Annotated in this window: 17 protein-coding genes; 15 read left to right on the top strand and 2 right to left on the bottom strand. The window is 53.0% G+C overall.

Translation table 11 applies throughout. The annotated features are described in order from the left end of the window. Positions 1-37: 37 nt before the first annotated feature. Positions 38-2,173, bottom strand: coding sequence for an intracellular growth attenuator protein IgaA (igaA, locus tag OGV89_RS01460; protein WP_086529785.1), 2,136 nt, complete (start codon positions 2,171-2,173; stop codon positions 38-40). Positions 2,174-2,495: 322 nt separating this feature from the next. Here igaA and nudE point away from each other — a divergent pair, with 322 nt between their 5' ends. Further along, positions 2,496-3,056: an ADP compounds hydrolase NudE gene (gene nudE / locus OGV89_RS01455; protein ID WP_003023537.1), complete on the top strand. Its 561-nt coding sequence runs from the start codon at positions 2,496-2,498 to the stop codon at positions 3,054-3,056. Positions 3,057-3,176: 120 nt separating this feature from the next. On the opposite strand, the gene mrcA is transcribed toward nudE, so the two are convergent. Beyond that, positions 3,177-5,729, bottom strand: a complete 2,553-nt coding sequence (mrcA, locus tag OGV89_RS01450; RefSeq protein ID WP_003837905.1) for a peptidoglycan glycosyltransferase/peptidoglycan DD-transpeptidase MrcA — start codon at positions 5,727-5,729, stop codon at positions 3,177-3,179. Positions 5,730-5,849: 120 nt separating this feature from the next. On the opposite strand from mrcA, the gene OGV89_RS01445 reads away from it, so the two are divergent. The 14 genes from OGV89_RS01445 (at position 5,850) to OGV89_RS01380 (ending at position 17,476) form a co-directional block, all read left to right on the top strand. Next, positions 5,850-6,629 carry a type IV pilus biogenesis protein PilM gene (locus OGV89_RS01445; RefSeq protein WP_003847992.1) on the top strand — a complete coding sequence of 260 codons (780 nt, stop codon included), beginning with the start codon at positions 5,850-5,852 and terminating at the stop codon, positions 6,627-6,629. After that, a complete protein-coding gene (locus tag OGV89_RS01440) occupies positions 6,629-7,168 on the top strand; it encodes a PilN domain-containing protein (protein WP_003847989.1) in 540 nt (179 codons plus the stop codon). Before OGV89_RS01445 ends, OGV89_RS01440 begins: the two co-directional genes overlap by 1 nt. Beyond that, the gene (locus OGV89_RS01435) at positions 7,152-7,607 is read left to right on the top strand and encodes a HofO family protein (protein ID WP_032939332.1); all 456 of its coding nucleotides are present in this window, start codon (positions 7,152-7,154) and stop codon (positions 7,605-7,607) included. Before OGV89_RS01440 ends, OGV89_RS01435 begins: the two co-directional genes overlap by 17 nt. Continuing rightward, positions 7,597-8,010 (top strand): HofP DNA utilization family protein, encoded by a 414-nt coding sequence (locus tag OGV89_RS01430; protein WP_003847985.1) that lies wholly within the window; start codon positions 7,597-7,599, stop codon positions 8,008-8,010. Before OGV89_RS01435 ends, OGV89_RS01430 begins: the two co-directional genes overlap by 11 nt. Beyond that, a complete protein-coding gene (hofQ, locus tag OGV89_RS01425; protein ID WP_032939331.1) occupies positions 7,913-9,160 on the top strand; it encodes a DNA uptake porin HofQ in 1,248 nt (415 codons plus the stop codon). Before OGV89_RS01430 ends, hofQ begins: the two co-directional genes overlap by 98 nt. 404 nt (positions 9,161-9,564) lie before the next feature. Continuing rightward, positions 9,565-10,086: a shikimate kinase AroK gene (gene aroK / locus OGV89_RS01420; protein ID WP_003023552.1), complete on the top strand. Its 522-nt coding sequence runs from the start codon at positions 9,565-9,567 to the stop codon at positions 10,084-10,086. Between the two features lie 57 nt (positions 10,087-10,143). Next, positions 10,144-11,232, top strand: coding sequence for a 3-dehydroquinate synthase (aroB, locus tag OGV89_RS01415; RefSeq protein ID WP_003837915.1), 1,089 nt, complete (start codon positions 10,144-10,146; stop codon positions 11,230-11,232). A 96-nt stretch (positions 11,233-11,328) separates the two neighbouring features. Further along, entirely contained in the window at positions 11,329-12,630 is a 1,302-nt protein-coding gene (gene damX, locus OGV89_RS01410) for a cell division protein DamX (protein WP_032937261.1), read from the top strand. 117 nt (positions 12,631-12,747) lie between these two features. Beyond that, positions 12,748-13,584, top strand: coding sequence for an adenine-specific DNA-methyltransferase (gene dam, locus OGV89_RS01405; protein ID WP_003023558.1), 837 nt, complete (start codon positions 12,748-12,750; stop codon positions 13,582-13,584). Between the two features lie 17 nt (positions 13,585-13,601). Then, a complete protein-coding gene (gene rpe / locus OGV89_RS01400; protein ID WP_003023561.1) occupies positions 13,602-14,279 on the top strand; it encodes a ribulose-phosphate 3-epimerase in 678 nt (225 codons plus the stop codon). Next, complete coding sequence (gene gph, locus OGV89_RS01395; protein ID WP_003837920.1) at positions 14,272-15,030, top strand: phosphoglycolate phosphatase; 759 nt, start codon at positions 14,272-14,274, stop codon at positions 15,028-15,030. Before rpe ends, gph begins: the two co-directional genes overlap by 8 nt. Next, entirely contained in the window at positions 15,023-16,027 is a 1,005-nt protein-coding gene (trpS, locus tag OGV89_RS01390; protein WP_003023564.1) for a tryptophan--tRNA ligase, read from the top strand. The genes gph and trpS overlap by 8 nt, the downstream gene beginning before the upstream one ends. A 165-nt stretch (positions 16,028-16,192) precedes the next feature. Continuing rightward, the gene (gene yhfZ / locus OGV89_RS01385; RefSeq protein WP_003847977.1) at positions 16,193-17,098 is read left to right on the top strand and encodes a GntR family transcriptional regulator YhfZ; all 906 of its coding nucleotides are present in this window, start codon (positions 16,193-16,195) and stop codon (positions 17,096-17,098) included. Between the two features lie 15 nt (positions 17,099-17,113). Beyond that, the gene (locus OGV89_RS01380) at positions 17,114-17,476 is read left to right on the top strand and encodes a hypothetical protein (protein ID WP_003847975.1); all 363 of its coding nucleotides are present in this window, start codon (positions 17,114-17,116) and stop codon (positions 17,474-17,476) included. Positions 17,477-17,490: the final 14 nt, after the last annotated feature.

Here is a 17,490-nt window from a genome sequence, read left to right as displayed (position 1 = left end):
TGCGCGACAGAGTAGCATATCCTGTCGTGCGAGCGTGTTATCGAATCAGGCTTTCCGGGTCGTCAATCAGCGTTGGATTCAGGCAACTTTCGTAGTAGCTCTGAATTTCCGCGATGCGGGTGCGGTGACGCTGGTAGCGTCTGAATGCCTGCACGCTGTTGTAGACAGCGCATCCGAGCATGGAGAACATCAGCAGCGTCGTGCCAAGGTAGCGCCATAACCCTGAACGATCCGGGATACGGTGCAGGCCAATGTGCTGGGTGCCATTGGCGTCAGTCGAAATATTGGTGACGATCCCCTCTGCGCGAAATGGTGTCTGCATCAGCATCTGCGCCAGGCGCTGGAAGGCGTTCCACTGTTCCTGGGGAGGATAGTCATATAGCGAGGTCGTCGGCCACGGTTGATCGACCAGATCGCTGCCTTCATCGCTGATAATCAGGAAACCGCCGGGAGCAGGGCTATTCAGCGCCTGGGCCGCTCGCGCAGTCTCGCGTGAAATAAATGGTGCCGTAGAGGTATTCACCAGATTATCTAACGACTCAGCGCTTACCGGACGCAGCAGCACGTTCACCCCATCCAGTTTGCCTGCGTTCGCTCGCTTTACCAGCGCGGCCCAGTCTTTGCTGTTACCGAGGTTAACCAGCGCATTCTTTAAGCGTACACATTCATCTTTGGCTGCACACAGATCGGCCGTTTTCAGGACAATCTCACCAAAATCGTCCAGTAACACCATGCCGGACTTTTGGATTGCCGAGCGTAGCGATGCGCTGACGCGAGAGTCATCGTCAGGTTTGGGATGCAGCTGGCGGTTCACGGCCTGCGTGAGCGCAGTGGCCTTATTCACCAAATCGGATTCGGGCAGTGGTAATGCGCGTGCGTCATTCCAGATAATTTGCGAGCAATCGAAAGGCATAAACGGCGTGGTGGGCTGCGCATTCCAGCTCCCTTGGGTATGAATATTACACATACCCGTACCGCTCAGGTGCAGCGTGTCACCCACGCGAACGCCCGCGTTTTCGAGCTGTTTAACGCTGGTGGCTTCGATAGTTTGCGCGCCCTTCATCCAGGAAAGCGTGACCTTTATCGGCATATCCAGCGGGATCCAAAACAGCAGCATCAGCAGTACCAGCAACGAGCCGCCAGCGATGACGGCGTTGCGCAGCCAATGTTGCAACGGGAAATTTTTGACTTCATCGTGCAGAGATAAAAAACGCCCCTGGCGGACAACGTGGCGATCGAGATAAATATCGATATCCGTTTGCTGGCCAAGGTCTTGGGCGATGTAAGGTTGCCAGTGAGGTGGGTAGATCAGATCGATAATACCCAGCGAGATATTATTAATTTGCTCCTGGTCGTTTTCGCCAAACAACCCCCAGCGACGCGGCGTACCGCGCAGACAATGAATTTCCCGCAGGGCGGTATTGGGCGGCGGGGCGAATAATCCCCACAGACCCGCAGCTAACAGCAACACCGCGCCACCGACTGCCCACGGAACAAACGTATTCGGGATAACCAAACAGAAAAAGAACAGCAGGAATGATGCGGTTATCAGCAACGCCTCGCGCAATCCCGAAGGGCGGCTGAGCGCATATTCTTCATGGGTTTCCTGGCGAATATTCAGCAGTTCAATCTGCTCACTTTCTTCACCACGAATGGATGCCTGGGTAGAAGCGGTGTGCTGCAACGCATAGCCACGCGCTTCCTGCATATATTCCTGCAGCGTATGGCCGTTCAACGAGATAACCAGCGGTATTGTATTGGTATGGATTATCTCAACGCTATTTTCGTCATTGATGTATTGTTCCCAGAAAGGGGGAAGGTGTACCTCAACGGAATCAAGATAGTAGCGCCATTTGTTAGGATCGTCGGTAGTGATGCCGTAACGTGTAATCGAACGAGTAAGCACGATGACGCTATTACTTTGGGCATTCAACGTTAATGAGACTGGCGCAGAACTGGCTCCAGTTGGACCAGGTACTTGCTGAATTTGACTAAGGCTTTCGAGATAGTTTTCGACGGCAGTGCGTTCTTCAGGCGCGAGTTTACGTTTCGAGGCGTCTGAGAAGACGCTGCTCAAGGGTAAATTTTTCTGCCTGGATTTTGATTTGAGTAGCCATCCTGCAAGCAATGAGCAGGCCAGCAAAGCAGCTAAAAAAATCAGAATGGTGCTCATGCTTTCCCCATCTTACTTAGTCTGTCAGGCGTGGTCAGTCGCACCCTGTTCAATATTCGTGATTCTGTGGTTGGCTATCGGCAAGTGTGGAGTCGAACTTGAGCATCTTTAAGTACAGCCCAGTAAAAGCGAATCATAGCAAAATCACTAAAAATGGAATATCAGCAAATTCCTGGAGTTATTTCAACCTATTGACTTTTAATTTGAAATAGGGATTAACTTTTAGTGCGTTACATAAATGTAAATAAACGGCAATTCACATTGCCGAAACCGTGCGGTATATCGCACAATAACCCCAGATTTCACAGCAAAGATCCTCACAATGAGCAAATCATTACAGAAACCCACGATTTTGAAAGTGGAAACCGTCGCCCAATCCCGGCTGTTTAAAGTCGAAAGCGTGGACCTTGAGTTCAGCAATGGCGTACGCCGCGTTTATGAACGTATGCGTCCATCCACGCGTGAAGCGGTAATGATTGTGCCGATTGTTGACGACCACATGATCCTCATCCGCGAGTACGCAGTCGGGACCGAATCTTACGAACTGGGTTTTTCCAAGGGATTAATCGATCCTGGCGAAAGCATTTTTGAGGCGGCGAATCGGGAGCTGAAAGAAGAGGTGGGGTTTGGCGCAAAAGATCTGACGTTTTTAAAGAAACTCAGCATGGCACCATCTTATTTCTCCAGCAAGATGAACATCGTGGTGGCAGAAGATTTATATCCTGAATCGCTGGAGGGTGATGAACCTGAGCCATTGCCGCAGGTGCGCTGGCCGCTGGCGCATTTGATGGACCTGCTGGAAGATCCTGATTTTCACGAAGCGCGTAATGTCAGTGCGTTGTTCCTCGTACGCGAATGGCTGAAAGGGCAGGGGCGATTGTAGTTTATATTGCCGGATGGCGGCTGACGCCTTATCCGGCCTACAGAGTTCAGCACTTTCAAATAATTGCGCCGAAAATGTAGGCCGGATAAGACGCCCCTGGCGTCGCCATCCGGCAAAAGATTAGAATAGTTCGTGCGTCTCACCATTATCGATAATGGTCGTCCCCACTTCATGCACCGCCTGTTGCGTCGGCTGAGTGCCTTCAATGAAGTACTCTGCGCGGCTATTGCCACCGCTTGCCAGTTGTCCTGTGCTGCGATCGATATTGACCGTTACGATACCCGGTGGCGGCGTCAACGGCTGTTCAGGCACGCCTTCCAGCACGGACTTCATGTAGGCATCCCATGCTGGCTGCGCACTCTTCGCACCGCCTTCGTAGCCGGAGATTTGGTCTTTGATCGCGCCGGAAGCTGTCGTATGGCCAAGGTTGCGGCGATGATCATCAAAGCCGATCCATACTGACGTCACCACGCCTGGTCCGTAACCGGAGAACCACGCATCTTTAGAGCTGTTGGTGGTTCCGGTTTTCCCGCCGATATCATGACGCTGTAAATCGCGACCTGCGCGCCAACCGGTTCCCATCCAGCCTGGTTCACCAAATATATTGGTGTTCAGCGCGCTTTTAATCAGGAAGGCCAGCGGTGTGTTGATCACGTGCGGAGCGTATTCCTGTGTGCCGCTTTGCGCGACCAGTGCCTGGTTAGCCTGCTCAAGCTGCGGCATAGGCACGGCGGCATTCTGCTGTTCCTGCGAGACGGCGACATCTTCTACATTACTGTTTTCCAGCACGTTAGATTTCTGGGTATCGCCGTAAATCACCGGAATATCGCATTCCGGGCAGGCAATTTTCGGCTTCGCTTCGAAGATAACGCCGCCCATATCGCTTTCGATCTTACTGATGAAATACGGATCGACCAGGAAGCCGCCGTTAGACATCACTGCGTAACCGCGCGCCACCTGCAACGGTGTGAACGAAGCCGAACCCAGCGCCAGTGACTCGGTATGCACAATGTTCTGTGCCGGGAAACCGAAACGTTGCAGATACTCTGCCGCGTAATCCACGCCCATGGCGCGCATGGCGCGTACCATCACCACGTTTTTCGACTGACCCAGCCCCTGACGTAAGCGGATAGGACCGGCGTACTGCGGCGGGGAGTTCTTCGGCTGCCAGTCGGAACCAGCACCGGCATCCCAGCGGGAGATTGGCACGTCATTGAGCATGCTCGCCAGCGTCAGACCTTTATCCATCGCGGCGGTATACAGGAATGGCTTGATGTTAGAACCCACCTGGCGTAACGCCTGCGTTGCACGGTTAAACTTGCTCTGGTTGAAGTCAAAACCACCAACCAGTGCCAGCACCGCGCCGTTTTGCGGATTGATGGAGACCAGTGCGGAGTTGACGTCTGGCACTTGCGCCAGCCACCAGGCATCGCCCACCTGGCGTACCCAGATTTGCTGGCCGGCCTGTACCACGTCGGTCACTTTGCGCGGCGTTGGGCCTTGTTGAGTATCCGAGCGGTAAGGACGCGCCCAGCGCATGCCATCCATGCGTAATGACACTGACGTACCATCCGCCAGCGCGGCAATGGCTTCCTGCGGATTGGCACTGGTAACAACCGCCGGTAACAGCGGTCCATAAGTCGGCAGCGCTTTCAGCGTATCGGTGATTTTTTTGCTGTCCCAACTGCTTTCGCCCACTTTCCACAGCACGTTCGACGGGCCGCGGTAGCCGTGGCGCATGTCGTAATCCATCACGTTGTTGCGTACTGCCTGCTGAGCTGCCTGCTGTACTTTGCGTGTAATGGTGGTGGTGATGCGATACCCGTCTTCATAGGCTTTCTCACCATAACGGTTATACATCTCCTGGCGCACCATTTCAGACAGATACGGTGCAGAGAAAGCGATTTCCGGCGCGTGGTAGTTGGCGTCAATGGCCTCGCCGCGCGCCTGATCGTACTGGGCCTGCGTGATGTAGTTTTCGCTCAACATACGCGACAGTACAACGTTACGTCGCGCGGTTGCCCGGTCCATCGAATAGAGAGGGTTGAAGGTTGACGGCGCTTTTGGCAGACCGGCAATCACCGCAATTTCACTTAAGCTGAGTTGATCCACCGTTTTACCGAAATAGACCTGCGCGGCAGCACCCACGCCATAGGCGCGATACCCCAGGTAAATCTTGTTCAGATACAGCTCGAGGATCTCATCTTTACTCAGCAGTTGTTCAATGCGGATCGCCAGGAACACTTCTTTTATCTTACGCATCAGCGTACGTTCCGGGCTCAGGAAGAAGTTTCTCGCCAACTGCTGGGTAATGGTACTCGCCCCTTGCGACGCGTGACCAGAGAACAATGCTACGCTGGCCGCACGGAAAATCCCCACCGGGTCTACCCCGTGGTGCTCATAAAAGCGGCTGTCTTCTGTGGCGATAAAGGCTTTAACCATTACCGGCGGCATCTGATCCAGAGTGACCGGGATTCGACGTTTCTCGCCATACTGCGCGATTAGCTCGCCGTCAGCGCTGTAAACCTGCATCGGGATCTGTAAACGCACATCTTTGAGCGTCGCGACGTCAGGTAATTGCGGCTCGATATAGCGATAAAGGCCATAAATCGAGCCTGCTCCCAGCAGGATGCAACATACTGCAAGGATTAATAAATACTTTACGAACTTCACTGGAGATTTCCCATTTAGTGGCATTTGGGCAGTTTATAAACAAACGCGCGGTAGTATAAAGGCAAGCCAGACGCATTGATATACCCGTTAAAGCGACGGGTGATAAGGAGATCATCAGCAATGGCTTTCAATATCTGGAAAATTGGTCTGCATATTCAGCAACATGAAGTGCTGGCTGTCGCTATCGTTCGCGAAGCATCAGGTTGGTATCTGCAACGCTGGTGGCGTATTCCGCTGACGCCTCAGGTTATCGTCGATGGTCACATTCGCGAGCCTGAACAGCTGGTCGCCGCGCTACTGTCGTGGAGTCGGGAGCTCCCTCGCCGACACCATATTCATCTCTCTTTTCCCGCCAACAGGACGTTACAAAAAAAGTTTCCTCGTCCGACAATGACGTTACGCGAGCCAGAGCAAACCGCATGGTTGTCCGGTTCGATGGCGCGTGAACTGGATATGGCGCCGGATGCGCTGCATTTTGATTATAGCGAAGACACGTTGAGCCCGGCGTTTAACGTCACTGCTGCGCAAAGCAAAGAGATTTCAGCGCTTCTGACGCTTATCCAAACCCTTAAGGTGCAGGTTACGGCGATTACCCCGGACGCCAGCGCGTTACAGCGATTTATTCCCTTCCTGCCGGAGCATCACCAGTGTCTGGTATGGCGTGATGATGCCCAGTGGTTATGGGCGACCCGTTCAGCATGGGGACGTAAATCAACGGGCGATATTAGCTGTATCGAGGAGCTTGCCACGACATTATCTCTGCCCACGACAGCCATTGCGCAATGCTCCCCCGGCGGCTTCGATCCTTTAAGCGCCGTGTTTGTACGCCAGCCGCCCATTCCAACGCAAAGCCATCACTTCGCCATTGCGCTGGGACTCGCTATGGGGGGCGTGTACTGATGATTGCGACCATTAATCTTCTGCCCTGGCGTCAGGCTCGGCGTTACGCTTGCCTGCGCTTCTGGGGCATCTTATTTAGCGCTTCACTCTTGCTTAGTATTGGCGTGTTGTTGCGCTATTACAGCGCTTTGAGTGTAGAAAATCGGGCTGAATTGTTGCTGGCAGACGCCGAAAAGACGCGGGCCGAGGCCCTCATGGCGCTGAAGCCGCGTATGCAACAGCGCCAGCAACGATGGCAGCAGGTTCAGGCGCGGAACAAACAGCGTGAGCAGACCCGAAGCTGGCAGCGGGCTTTGCAAGGGCTGGCGGAATTACTGCCGGAGCAGGCGTGGTTAACAAAAATGACCTGGCAGGAGGACACGCTGGAACTGACGGGAAACACACTGAACTTTGCCGCATTGAAGGCATTGGAAGCGCAATTACGCCAGTTGCCGTTGTTTATGTTGAACAGCCCTGGAGAAACGCAGCAGGATGCGCAGGGACGCTGGCAATTCCACTTTCGACTGACACGGAGCGGTGCGCATGATAACGCTCTGTGATGTCTGGTTAGCGCAGTCGCCACGCTTTCGAATCATATGCTGGTGCGGCTGGATGTTGGGGTTACTCATACTGGTGACGCTATGTCTTTACCCCGTAGCGCGGGAGCGGACTATGCAACGCGAGTCGCTGGTCCAGCAACGTGCGGCTATTCAGATGCAATGGCGAGATGTATATCTGCTGGCGGCATCACCAGCAGAGTCTGAAGAGAAACTGACCCTGTTCTCCCCGCTGCTGTTTCAGAATTCACTTACCCGTCTTATCCACTGGCAACCCTCAGCTCAGGGGGGAGAGATGGCGCTGATATCGGCCTGGGATGCTATCCCGCTGACGTTTGTCCAGTTGGCGGATCAGGGGATGAACGTCAGCCGATTTTCGCTTAGCGCAGAAGGCACAGAGCTGCTGCTAACGCTACAGCTGGAGCGCCTGAATGATGGTTGAACGCTGGTTGTTGGCATGTATAAGCGTACTGATACTCACCGGTATGCGTAATCCCTTCCTGCCGCCGGAGGACCGTTGTCAAATTGCTGAGCTGTCGACATGGCGTTTTCAGGGCATGGTGAGTCAGGGCACACGACCCATCGGCATCGTTCAGGATAGCCAGAAAAAATGGCGGCGGGTTAAGCGAAATGACGTCCTGAAAAACGGTTGGACGATTATGCAGATAACGGCCCAGAACATAACCCTCGACACAGAAAAAAACTGCGAACCGCCGCGGTGGCAGTGGCAGCGACAAGGAGCGGTAAATGAAGCGATGGATAGCGTTGATAGTAATGGCACTGGCGGTCGGGATAACGAGCGCGCTGGCGACGAAACCGCAAAACGTGACGCTGGTGGTCGATGATGTGCCGGTTACGCAGGTATTGCAGGCGCTGGCTGAACAGGAACAAAAAAACCTGGTGGTTTCGCCGGATGTCAGCGGTGTGCTGTCGCTGCATTTGACGGATGTCCCCTGGAAGCAGGCATTGCAGACGGTGGTAAAAAGTGCCGGGCTGGTATTACGTCAGGAAGGCAACGTCCTGCATGTGCATTCTGTTCAATGGCAGAGTGAAAATGCGGCTCGTCAGGAAAACGAGCAGGCGCGGATTCAGGCTAGTCTTCCGCTGGAACATCGCAGCATCATTTTGCACTATGCTGATGCCACCGAGCTGGTAAAAGCCGGAGAAAAGCTGCTCAGTGCCAAAGGAAGCATGACGGTGGATAAACGAACCAACCGCTTACTGCTGCGTGACAATCGTGTTGTTCTCAACACCCTGGAAACGTGGGTGGCGCAAATGGATTTGCCGGTTGCCCAGGTTGAACTGGCGGCGCATATCGTCACCATTAATGAGAAAAGTTTGCGTGAGCTGGGGGTGAAGTGGTCACTGGCTGACGCACAACAACCGGGGGCGGTTGGGAATGTCACAACGCTTGCCAGCGATCTCTCTGTAGCCACCGCCACATCCCGTGTGGGATTTAACATTGGCCGTATTAACGGTCGTTTACTGGAACTGGAGTTGTCTGCGCTGGAGCAAAAACAGCAACTGGATATCATTGCCAGTCCACGATTACTGGCATCTCACCTGCAACCTGCCAGTATTAAGCAGGGCAGTGAGATCCCTTATCAGGTCTCCAGCGGTGAAAGCGGTGCGACATCCGTCGAGTTCAAGGAAGCGGTACTGGGGATGGAGGTAACGCCAACGGTGTTGCAGAAAGGGAGAATCAGGCTGAAACTGCATATCAGCCAGAATGTTCCGGGACAGGTTCTACAGCAGGCAGATGGCGAAGTGTTGGCTATCGACAAGCAAGAGATTGAAACGCAGGTCGAGGTAAGAAGCGGCGAGACGATTGCGCTTGGCGGGATTTTTTCACATAAGAATAAATCCGCAGCCGACAGCGTGCCGCTATTAGGCGACATTCCCTGGCTTGGCTCTCTTTTTCGCCATGATGGTAAAGAAGATGAACGGCGCGAATTAGTGGTCTTTATAACGCCCAGACTGGTTTCAACGGAATAACTTATGCATGAAAAGCCGTTGTTTTTGCACTGAACACGTTTCAGGGATTTGACGTGAGGGTGTATTTAGCATACAAGGAGTACCGATTTGAGCGTCGGTACTTTTCTTTACTTATGCGGCAGTGAATACGCTTTGCCTTTCCGGTGGTGTGCCATAGGCTTATTGGGTGTCATTTGGCTGCGCGATACGTCGCCAGGTCTGATGTTTGCAGGGTAGCATGCCTGCCACGACCAGAAATGCGTTAGGTTTGGTGATTTATTCAGTTGCCAAACCCGCTTGAGTATTGAGATAATTTTCAGTCTGACTCTCGCAATATCTTATGAGGTTTCAGTTCATGTCCTGCTGCGCTGGGTGTCTGCGAAGCGGGTTTACCATTAACGAATAGTCTTAGTAGTACCGAAAAAATGGCAGAGAAACGCAATATCTTTCTGGTTGGGCCTATGGGTGCCGGAAAAAGCACTATTGGGCGCCAGTTAGCTCAACAACTCAATATGGAATTTTACGATTCTGATCAAGAGATTGAGAAACGAACCGGAGCTGATGTGGGCTGGGTCTTCGATGTAGAAGGTGAAGACGGCTTCCGTGATCGCGAAGAAAAAGTCATCAACGAGTTGACGGAAAAACAGGGTATTGTGCTGGCAACTGGCGGTGGCTCTGTAAAATCACGTGAAACACGTAACCGTCTTTCCGCGCGTGGCGTCGTGGTCTATCTTGAAACGACAATTGAAAAACAACTTGCGCGTACTCAACGTGACAAGAAACGCCCGTTGCTGCAGGTAGAATCACCGCCTCGTGAAGTTCTGGAAGCGTTGGCTGACGAACGCAATCCTCTGTACGAAGAGATTGCTGACGTGACCATTCGCACCGACGATCAGAGCGCAAAAGTCGTAGCAAACCAGATTATTCATATGTTGGAAAGCAACTAATTCTGGCTGAATACACACTCGTCTGCGGGTACAAGTAACTAAGGTGGATGTCGCGTAATGGAGAGGATCACAGTCACTCTCGGGGAACGTAGTTACCCTATCACCATCGCGGCTGGTTTGTTCAATGAGCCAGCTTCATTCTTACCGCTGAAATCGGGCGATCAGGTTATGTTGGTGACCAACGAAACCTTGGCCCCCCTTTATCTCGATAAGGTTCGCGGCGTACTTGAACAGGCGGGTGTTAACGTTGATAGCGTTATCCTTCCCGATGGCGAGCAGCATAAAAGCCTGACGGTTCTGGATACGGTTTTCACCGCGTTACTGCAAAAACCGCACGGTCGTGATACCACGTTAGTTGCCCTTGGCGGCGGCGTGATTGGCGATCTGACCGGTTTTGCGGCAGCCAGCTATCAACGTGGTGTTCGTTTTATTCAAGTCCCGACAACCCTGTTGTCGCAGGTCGACTCCTCCGTTGGCGGCAAAACCGCCGTAAACCATCCCCTCGGTAAAAACATGATTGGCGCGTTTTACCAACCGGCCTCCGTGGTGGTGGATCTCGATTGTCTGAAAACGCTTCCTGCGCGTGAGCTGGCATCGGGGCTGGCGGAAGTGATCAAATACGGCATCATTCTTGACGGTGAATTTTTCAGCTGGCTGGAAGACAATCTGGATGCGTTGTTGCGTCTGGACGGTCCGGCGATGGCGTACTGTATTCGTCGTTGTTGTGAGCTGAAAGCAGAAGTTGTCGCAGCAGACGAGCGCGAAATGGGCTTACGTGCTTTACTGAATCTGGGGCACACGTTTGGCCATGCGATCGAAGCTGAAATGGGTTATGGCAATTGGTTACATGGTGAAGCAGTTGCAGCAGGTATGGTAATGGCTGCCCGTACGTCTGAACGTTTGGGTCAGTTCACCTCCGCTGATACGCAGCGCATCATTACGCTGTTACAGCGAGCAGGCTTACCGGTGAATGGGCCGCGTGAAATGTCCACTGAGGCTTATCTGCCGCACATGCTGCGAGATAAAAAAGTGTTAGCGGGAGAGATTCGTTTGGTGCTTCCGCGAGCGATAGGGAAGAGTGAAGTGCGCGGCGGAGTGTCGCACGAGGTGGTTCTTAACGCTATTGCTGATTGCCAGCAGGCGTAACAACAAGAAAGGTCAGGCTTACGTTGCGAAACGTAGGTCTTTTAGCTTCAGGTTATGTGCAAAGTCGTAAGCATTAACCTTTGAGTGGGGTGTTAAATGGATGAATTCAAACCAGAAGACGAGCTGAAACCCGATCCCAGCGATCGTCGTACTGGTCGTTCTCGTCAATCGTCTGAACGCGATAATGAGCCGCAAATCAATTTTGATGATGTTGATCTGGATGCTGACGATCGCCGTCCTGCGCGCGCACGCAAAGAGCGTGATGAAGAGCAGAACATTGAAGAAGAGTATGAATCTGATGACGATACCGTGGATGAAGAGCGTGTAGAACGTCGTCCGCGCAAGCGTAAGAAAGTCGCCAGCAAGCCTGCCTCCCGCCAGTATATGATGATGGGCGTGGGTGTTCTGGTACTGCTGCTGCTGATTATCGGCATTGGTTCTGCGCTGAAAGCCCCCTCATCTTCTTCCAATGAGCAGGCAGCATCTGGTGAGAAGAGCATCGATCTCTCTGGCAGCAATGCAACGGATCAGGCGAGTGCAACGACACCTGCAACGGGCGCAGAGCAGACTGCTGGCAATACCCAGCAGGATGTTTCCCTGCCACCGATTTCCTCTACCCCGACTCAAGGTCAGGCACCTGCGGCAACTGAAGGGCAGCAGCGTGTTGAAGTGCAGGGCGATTTGAACAACGCTCTGACACAACCGCAAGGCCAGGAGCAAGTTAACAACGCTGTGGTTAACTCTACGCTGCCGACCGAACCTGCGACCGTTGCGCCGATGCGTAATGGTAATGCTGCGCGCCAGACTGCGAAAACGGAAACGACTGAACGTCCTGCGGCTACGCATCAGGAACGTAAACAGGCCGTAATTGAGCCGAAGAGCAAACCGCAAACTACGGTGAAAGCGACGCCGACAGAGCCGAAACCTGTTGCCCAGGCAAAACCAACCGCAACTGCGCCGACTACCACAACCAAAGCGCCTGTGGTAACCGCTACGCCGAAAGCAACCGCTGAGCCGAAAGCAACCACGACGGCGCCAGCACAGACCGCAACGCCTGCGCCAACGGCGACAGCAACAACGACAACACCTGTTGCTGGCGGAGCGAAAAGTGCAGGTAACGTTGGAGCGTTAAAATCTGCGCCGTCCAGCCATTACACGCTGCAGCTCAGCAGTTCTTCTAACTACGACAATCTGAACGGTTGGGCGAAGAAAGAAAACCTGAAGAACTATGTGGTGTACCAGACGACGCGTAACGGTCAACCGTGGTATGTTCTGGTGACAGGCGTGTATGCGTCTAAAGAAGATGCGAAACGTGCAGTGTCTACGTTACCCGCTGATATTCAGGCGAAAAACCCGTGGGCAAAACCGCTGCACCAGGTTCAGGCCGATTTGAAGTAAGATAGGATATGTTCTGCAATGGTTTGCTGTTTCGCCCAATTGCGGGACAAAGACTAAAGCGCAGGATGCTGTCGGAGCTTTCTCCACAGCCGGAGAAGGTGTAATTAGTTAGTCAGCATGAAAAAAAATCGCGCTTTTTTGAAATGGGCAGGGGGGAAATACCCCCTGCTTGATGATATCAAACGGCATTTACCTCAGGGTGAGTGCCTGATTGAACCTTTCGTGGGTGCCGGGTCGGTGTTTCTCAACACCGACTTTTCTCGTTATATTCTTGCCGATATCAACAGCGACCTTATCAGTCTCTATAACATCGTGAAGACGCGTACCGATGAGTATGTGCAGGCTTCTCGTGAGCTGTTTATGCCTGAAACCAATCAGGCTGAGGTGTACTATCGGTTCAGAGAAGAATTTAATGCCAGCCAGGATCCGTTCCGCAGAGCAGTGCTGTTCTTGTATCTGAACCGCTTTGGTTACAACGGATTATGCCGTTATAACCTGCGCGGCGAGTTTAACGTCCCGTTTGGGCGTTATAAAAAACCTTACTTCCCGGAAGCCGAGTTGTACCATTTTGCTGAGAAAGCGCAGAATGCGGAGTTCCATTGCCTCTCCTATGAAGAGTGCATGGACCGTGCGGATAGCAACTCTGTGGTCTATTGTGACCCGCCTTATGCACCACTTTCGGCGACGGCAAATTTCACTGCGTATCACACCAATAGCTTTAGCCCGAAAGAGCAGGCGCATTTGGCCGAGATGGCAGAAAAGCTGGTCAGTAAGCAGATCCCAGTGTTAATTTCGAACCACGATACGCCCGATACCCGTGAATGGTACCGAGCGGCGAAACATTTTCAGGTCAAAGTGCGGCGCAGCATAAGCAGCAATGGCGGCACGCGTAAAAAGGTGAACGAACTGCTGGCACTGTATAAGCCAGGAGTTGTAACGCCTGCGAAGAAATAAATCTCAAGGAGAAGCGGATGAAACAGTATTTGATCGCCCCCTCAATTCTGTCGGCTGATTTTGCCCGCCTGGGTGAGGACACTGCGAGAGCGCTGACTGCCGGTGCCGACGTCGTGCACTTCGACGTCATGGACAATCACTACGTACCGAACTTGACCATCGGACCGATGGTACTGAAATCGCTGCGTAAATATGGCATCACTGCCCCGATTGATGTTCACCTGATGGTGAAACCGGTCGATCGTATTGTCCCGGACTTCGCCGCCGCCGGTGCCAGCATCATTACTTTTCACCCGGAAGCCTCCGAGCATGTCGATCGCACTTTACAGCTGATCAAAGAGCATGGCTGTAAAGCGGGCCTGGTGTTCAACCCGGCAACGCCGCTGAGCTATCTGGACTACGTCATGGATAAGCTCGATGTGATCCTGCTGATGTCCGTTAACCCAGGCTTTGGCGGGCAGTCCTTCATCCCGCAAACGCTGGATAAGCTGCGCGAAGTGCGTCGTCGCATTGATGAATCTGGCTACGATATCCGCCTCGAAGTGGACGGCGGTGTCAAAGTGAACAACATTGGCGAAATTGCCGCGGCAGGCGCAGATATGTTTGTCGCAGGCTCCGCGATTTTCGACCAACCAGACTACAAAAAAGTCATTGATGAAATGCGCAATGAACTGGCGAAGGTAAGTCATGGATAAGTTTCAGGATATTCGGGGCGCTGCATTTGACCTCGACGGTACGCTGGTCGACAGCGCGCCGGGATTAGCCGCAGCGGTGGATATGGCGCTGTATGCGCTGGAATTGCCGGTTGCCGGAGAAGAACGCGTTATCACCTGGATTGGCAACGGTGCAGACGTACTGATGGAGCGCGCGCTGGCGTGGTCTCGTCAGGAGCGCGCGACATTACGTAAAACGATGGGTAAACCGCCCGTTGATGATGATATTCCCGCTGAGGAACAGGTACGTATTTTGCGTAAGCTGTTCGACAGATACTACGGTGATGTCGCAGAAGAGGGGACATTCCTGTTCCCTGATGTTGCCGACACGCTGGGCGCGCTGCATGCGAAAGGATTGCCGCTGGGTCTGGTGACCAACAAACCGACCCCGTTTGTCGCACCATTACTCGAAGCATTAGATATCGCCAAATACTTTAGCGTGGTCATCGGTGGTGACGACGTGCAGAATAAAAAACCGCATCCGGATCCGCTGCTGCTGGTGGCAAGCAAGCTTGGCATCAAGCCTGAGCAAATGCTCTTCGTAGGGGATTCACGCAATGATATTCAGGCGGCAAAAGCTGCTGGCTGTCCGTCCGTTGGCCTGACCTATGGCTACAACTACGGTGAGTCGATCGCGCTGAGCCAGCCCGACGTTATTTACGACCGTATTAATGAACTACTGCCCGCTCTCGGGCTTCCGCATAGCGAAAATCAGGAATCAAAAAATGACTAAGCCCATCGTTTTTAGTGGCGCACAGCCCTCAGGTGAATTGACCATTGGCAACTATATGGGTGCGCTGCGTCAGTGGGTGAGCATGCAGGATGACTACCATTGCATCTACTGCATCGTTGACCAACATGCCATCACCGTTCGTCAGGATGCGCAGCAGCTGCGTAAAGCAACGCTCGATACGCTGGCGCTGTACCTGGCATGCGGTATCGATCCTGAAAAAAGTACAATTTTCGTGCAGTCTCACGTACCGGAGCATGCACAGTTAGGTTGGGCACTGAACTGCTACACCTACTTCGGCGAGCTGAGCCGTATGACCCAGTTCAAAGATAAATCCGCACGCTATGCGGAGAACATCAACGCCGGCCTGTTTGATTATCCGGTACTGATGGCGGCAGACATTCTGCTGTATCAGACCAACCAGGTACCGGTTGGCGAAGATCAGAAACAGCATCTGGAACTGAGCCGCGATATCGCCCAGCGCTTCAACGCCCTGTATGGCGAGATCTTCAAAGTGCCTGAGCCGTTCATTCCTAAATCCGGTGCGCGCGTGATGTCGCTGCTGGAGCCGACGAAGAAAATGTCCAAGTCGGATGACAACCGCAACAACGTGATCGGTCTGCTGGAAGATCCGAAATCTGTGGTTAAGAAAATCAAACGCGCGATGACCGACTCTGAAGAGCCGCCTGTTGTACGCTACGACGTGCAGAACAAAGCGGGCGTTTCCAACCTGTTGGATATCCTCTCTGCGGTCACCGGCCAGAGCATTCCGGAGCTGGAACAGCACTTCGAAGGCAAAATGTATGGTCATCTGAAAGGTGAAGTCGCAGAGGCCGTTTCCGGTATGTTGACCGAGCTTCAGGAGCGTTATCACCGTTTCCGTAACGATGAAGCTTTCCTGCAGAAAGTGATGAAAGACGGTGCGGAAAAAGCCAGCGCACGTGCGTCTGTTACGCTGAAAGCCGTTTACGAAGCGATTGGTTTTGTCGCCAAGCCGTAATGCGCTCTGTGTTGTTGAAGAAACCGGGTTACGCCCGGTTTTTTTTCGCCTGTTGGTTTGTGAACCTCAAAAAATGTGAAGCGTCTCGCCGTTTGCATATTTCCTCATTGCGTTATATCTTCACTTTAATGAAGATATAAATATTCAATTTACTGAAAATATAAAATGCGTCGGACATTTATCAAGAAAGAGGGGGTTGTGCTGACAACCCTGGCCCGTTACCTGCTCGGTGAGAAGTGCGGTAACAGATTGAAAACTATCGATGAACTGGCTGCCGAGTGTCACTCATCGGTAGGGTTAACCCAGGCTGCGTTGAAAACGCTGGAATCCTCTGGGGCAATCCGTATTGAGCGTCGTGGGCGTAACGGTAGCTATCTGGTGGATATGGATAACCGTACGCTGCTAAAGCATGTGGATATTAATAACGTGGTCTGTGCGATGCCGCTGCCTTACACCCGTTTATATGAAGGGCTGGCGAGTGGGCTGAAAGCGCAGTTCGATGGGATCCCGTTTTATTACGCACACATGCGTGGGGCTGATATTCGCGTGGAATGCCTGCTAAACGGCGTCTACGACATGGCGGTGGTTTCTCGTCTGGCAGCGGAAAGTTACCTTGCTCAGGACGGGCTGCGCATCACGTTGGCGCTGGGACCGCATACCTACGTTGGCGAGCATCAGCTAATTTGTCGCAAGGGCGAATCTGCAGTTGTAAAACGTGTCGGGCTCGATAACCGTTCGGCGGATCAGAAAATCATGACCGAGGCCTGTTTTGGCAACCGTAACGTTGAATTGATCGATATGCCTTATCACGAAAGCTTGCAGCGCATCGCGAAAGGGGATGTGGATGCGGTTATCTGGAACGTGGTTGCAGAGGCCGAGCTGGCGGTACTGGGGTTAGAAGCCACGCCGCTCACCAACGACCCGCGATTTCTGCAGGCCACGGAGGCCGTGGTACTTACCCGCGCAGAGGATTATGCGATGCAGCAGCTACTGCGCGCCGTTGTTAACAAAGAGGCGCTGCTTGCCCACCAACAACGTGTGGCGAACGGTGAACAGGAACCCAGTTATTAAGTGAAGGCAAACGACATGGAAAACAGGCTTAACCTGCTGTGTGAAGCAGGCGTTATCGACAAGGATATTTGTAGCGGCATGCTGCAGGTGGTCAGGCGGCTGGATGAAGAGTGGTGTTTGCCGGTTTATAGCGAGCAAGGGACCATGGCGATGACCCATATGGCGAGCGCGCTAATGCGCAGTCGCCAGGGGGAAGTGATTGAAGCACTGGATGGTGAGCTGTTGGAGGAGTTGGCGCAATCTCATCTGTGGCCAACTATTTTATTGGTACATCAGGCGCTGCTGAAAGAGTTCACGGTGACGCCGCACGCGAATGAAGAAGGCTATATGTTGGCTAACCTGTACGGATTGTGGATGGCGGCGAACGAAGGCGTCTGAAATCAATGGGCAAT

Source organism: Citrobacter sp. Cf125 (assembly GCF_030333935.1).
Taxonomy (GTDB): domain Bacteria; phylum Pseudomonadota; class Gammaproteobacteria; order Enterobacterales; family Enterobacteriaceae; genus Citrobacter; species Citrobacter freundii.
This window is presented reverse-complemented; position numbering and strand designations above follow the sequence as displayed.

What these genes read in the sequence shown, in the direction of transcription:
- aroB (WP_003837915.1), top strand. Translation starts at nt 10,144, where the DNA reads ATGGAGAGGATCACAGTCACTCTCGGGGAACGTAGTTACCCTATCACC.
- OGV89_RS01445 (WP_003847992.1), top strand. Translation starts at nt 5,850, where the DNA reads ATGGCTTTCAATATCTGGAAAATTGGTCTGCATATTCAGCAACATGAA.
- nudE (WP_003023537.1), top strand. Translation starts at nt 2,496, where the DNA reads ATGAGCAAATCATTACAGAAACCCACGATTTTGAAAGTGGAAACCGTC.
- OGV89_RS01380 (WP_003847975.1), top strand. Translation starts at nt 17,114, where the DNA reads ATGGAAAACAGGCTTAACCTGCTGTGTGAAGCAGGCGTTATCGACAAG.
- damX (WP_032937261.1), top strand. Translation starts at nt 11,329, where the DNA reads ATGGATGAATTCAAACCAGAAGACGAGCTGAAACCCGATCCCAGCGAT.
- rpe (WP_003023561.1), top strand. Translation starts at nt 13,602, where the DNA reads ATGAAACAGTATTTGATCGCCCCCTCAATTCTGTCGGCTGATTTTGCC.
- OGV89_RS01440 (WP_003847989.1), top strand. Translation starts at nt 6,629, where the DNA reads ATGATTGCGACCATTAATCTTCTGCCCTGGCGTCAGGCTCGGCGTTAC.
- dam (WP_003023558.1), top strand. Translation starts at nt 12,748, where the DNA reads ATGAAAAAAAATCGCGCTTTTTTGAAATGGGCAGGGGGGAAATACCCC.
- trpS (WP_003023564.1), top strand. Translation starts at nt 15,023, where the DNA reads ATGACTAAGCCCATCGTTTTTAGTGGCGCACAGCCCTCAGGTGAATTG.
- aroK (WP_003023552.1), top strand. Translation starts at nt 9,565, where the DNA reads ATGGCAGAGAAACGCAATATCTTTCTGGTTGGGCCTATGGGTGCCGGA.
- gph (WP_003837920.1), top strand. Translation starts at nt 14,272, where the DNA reads ATGGATAAGTTTCAGGATATTCGGGGCGCTGCATTTGACCTCGACGGT.
- yhfZ (WP_003847977.1), top strand. Translation starts at nt 16,193, where the DNA reads ATGCGTCGGACATTTATCAAGAAAGAGGGGGTTGTGCTGACAACCCTG.
- OGV89_RS01430 (WP_003847985.1), top strand. Translation starts at nt 7,597, where the DNA reads ATGATGGTTGAACGCTGGTTGTTGGCATGTATAAGCGTACTGATACTC.
- hofQ (WP_032939331.1), top strand. Translation starts at nt 7,913, where the DNA reads ATGAAGCGATGGATAGCGTTGATAGTAATGGCACTGGCGGTCGGGATA.
- OGV89_RS01435 (WP_032939332.1), top strand. Translation starts at nt 7,152, where the DNA reads ATGATAACGCTCTGTGATGTCTGGTTAGCGCAGTCGCCACGCTTTCGA.
- igaA (WP_086529785.1), bottom strand. Translation starts at nt 2,173, where the DNA reads ATGAGCACCATTCTGATTTTTTTAGCTGCTTTGCTGGCCTGCTCATTG.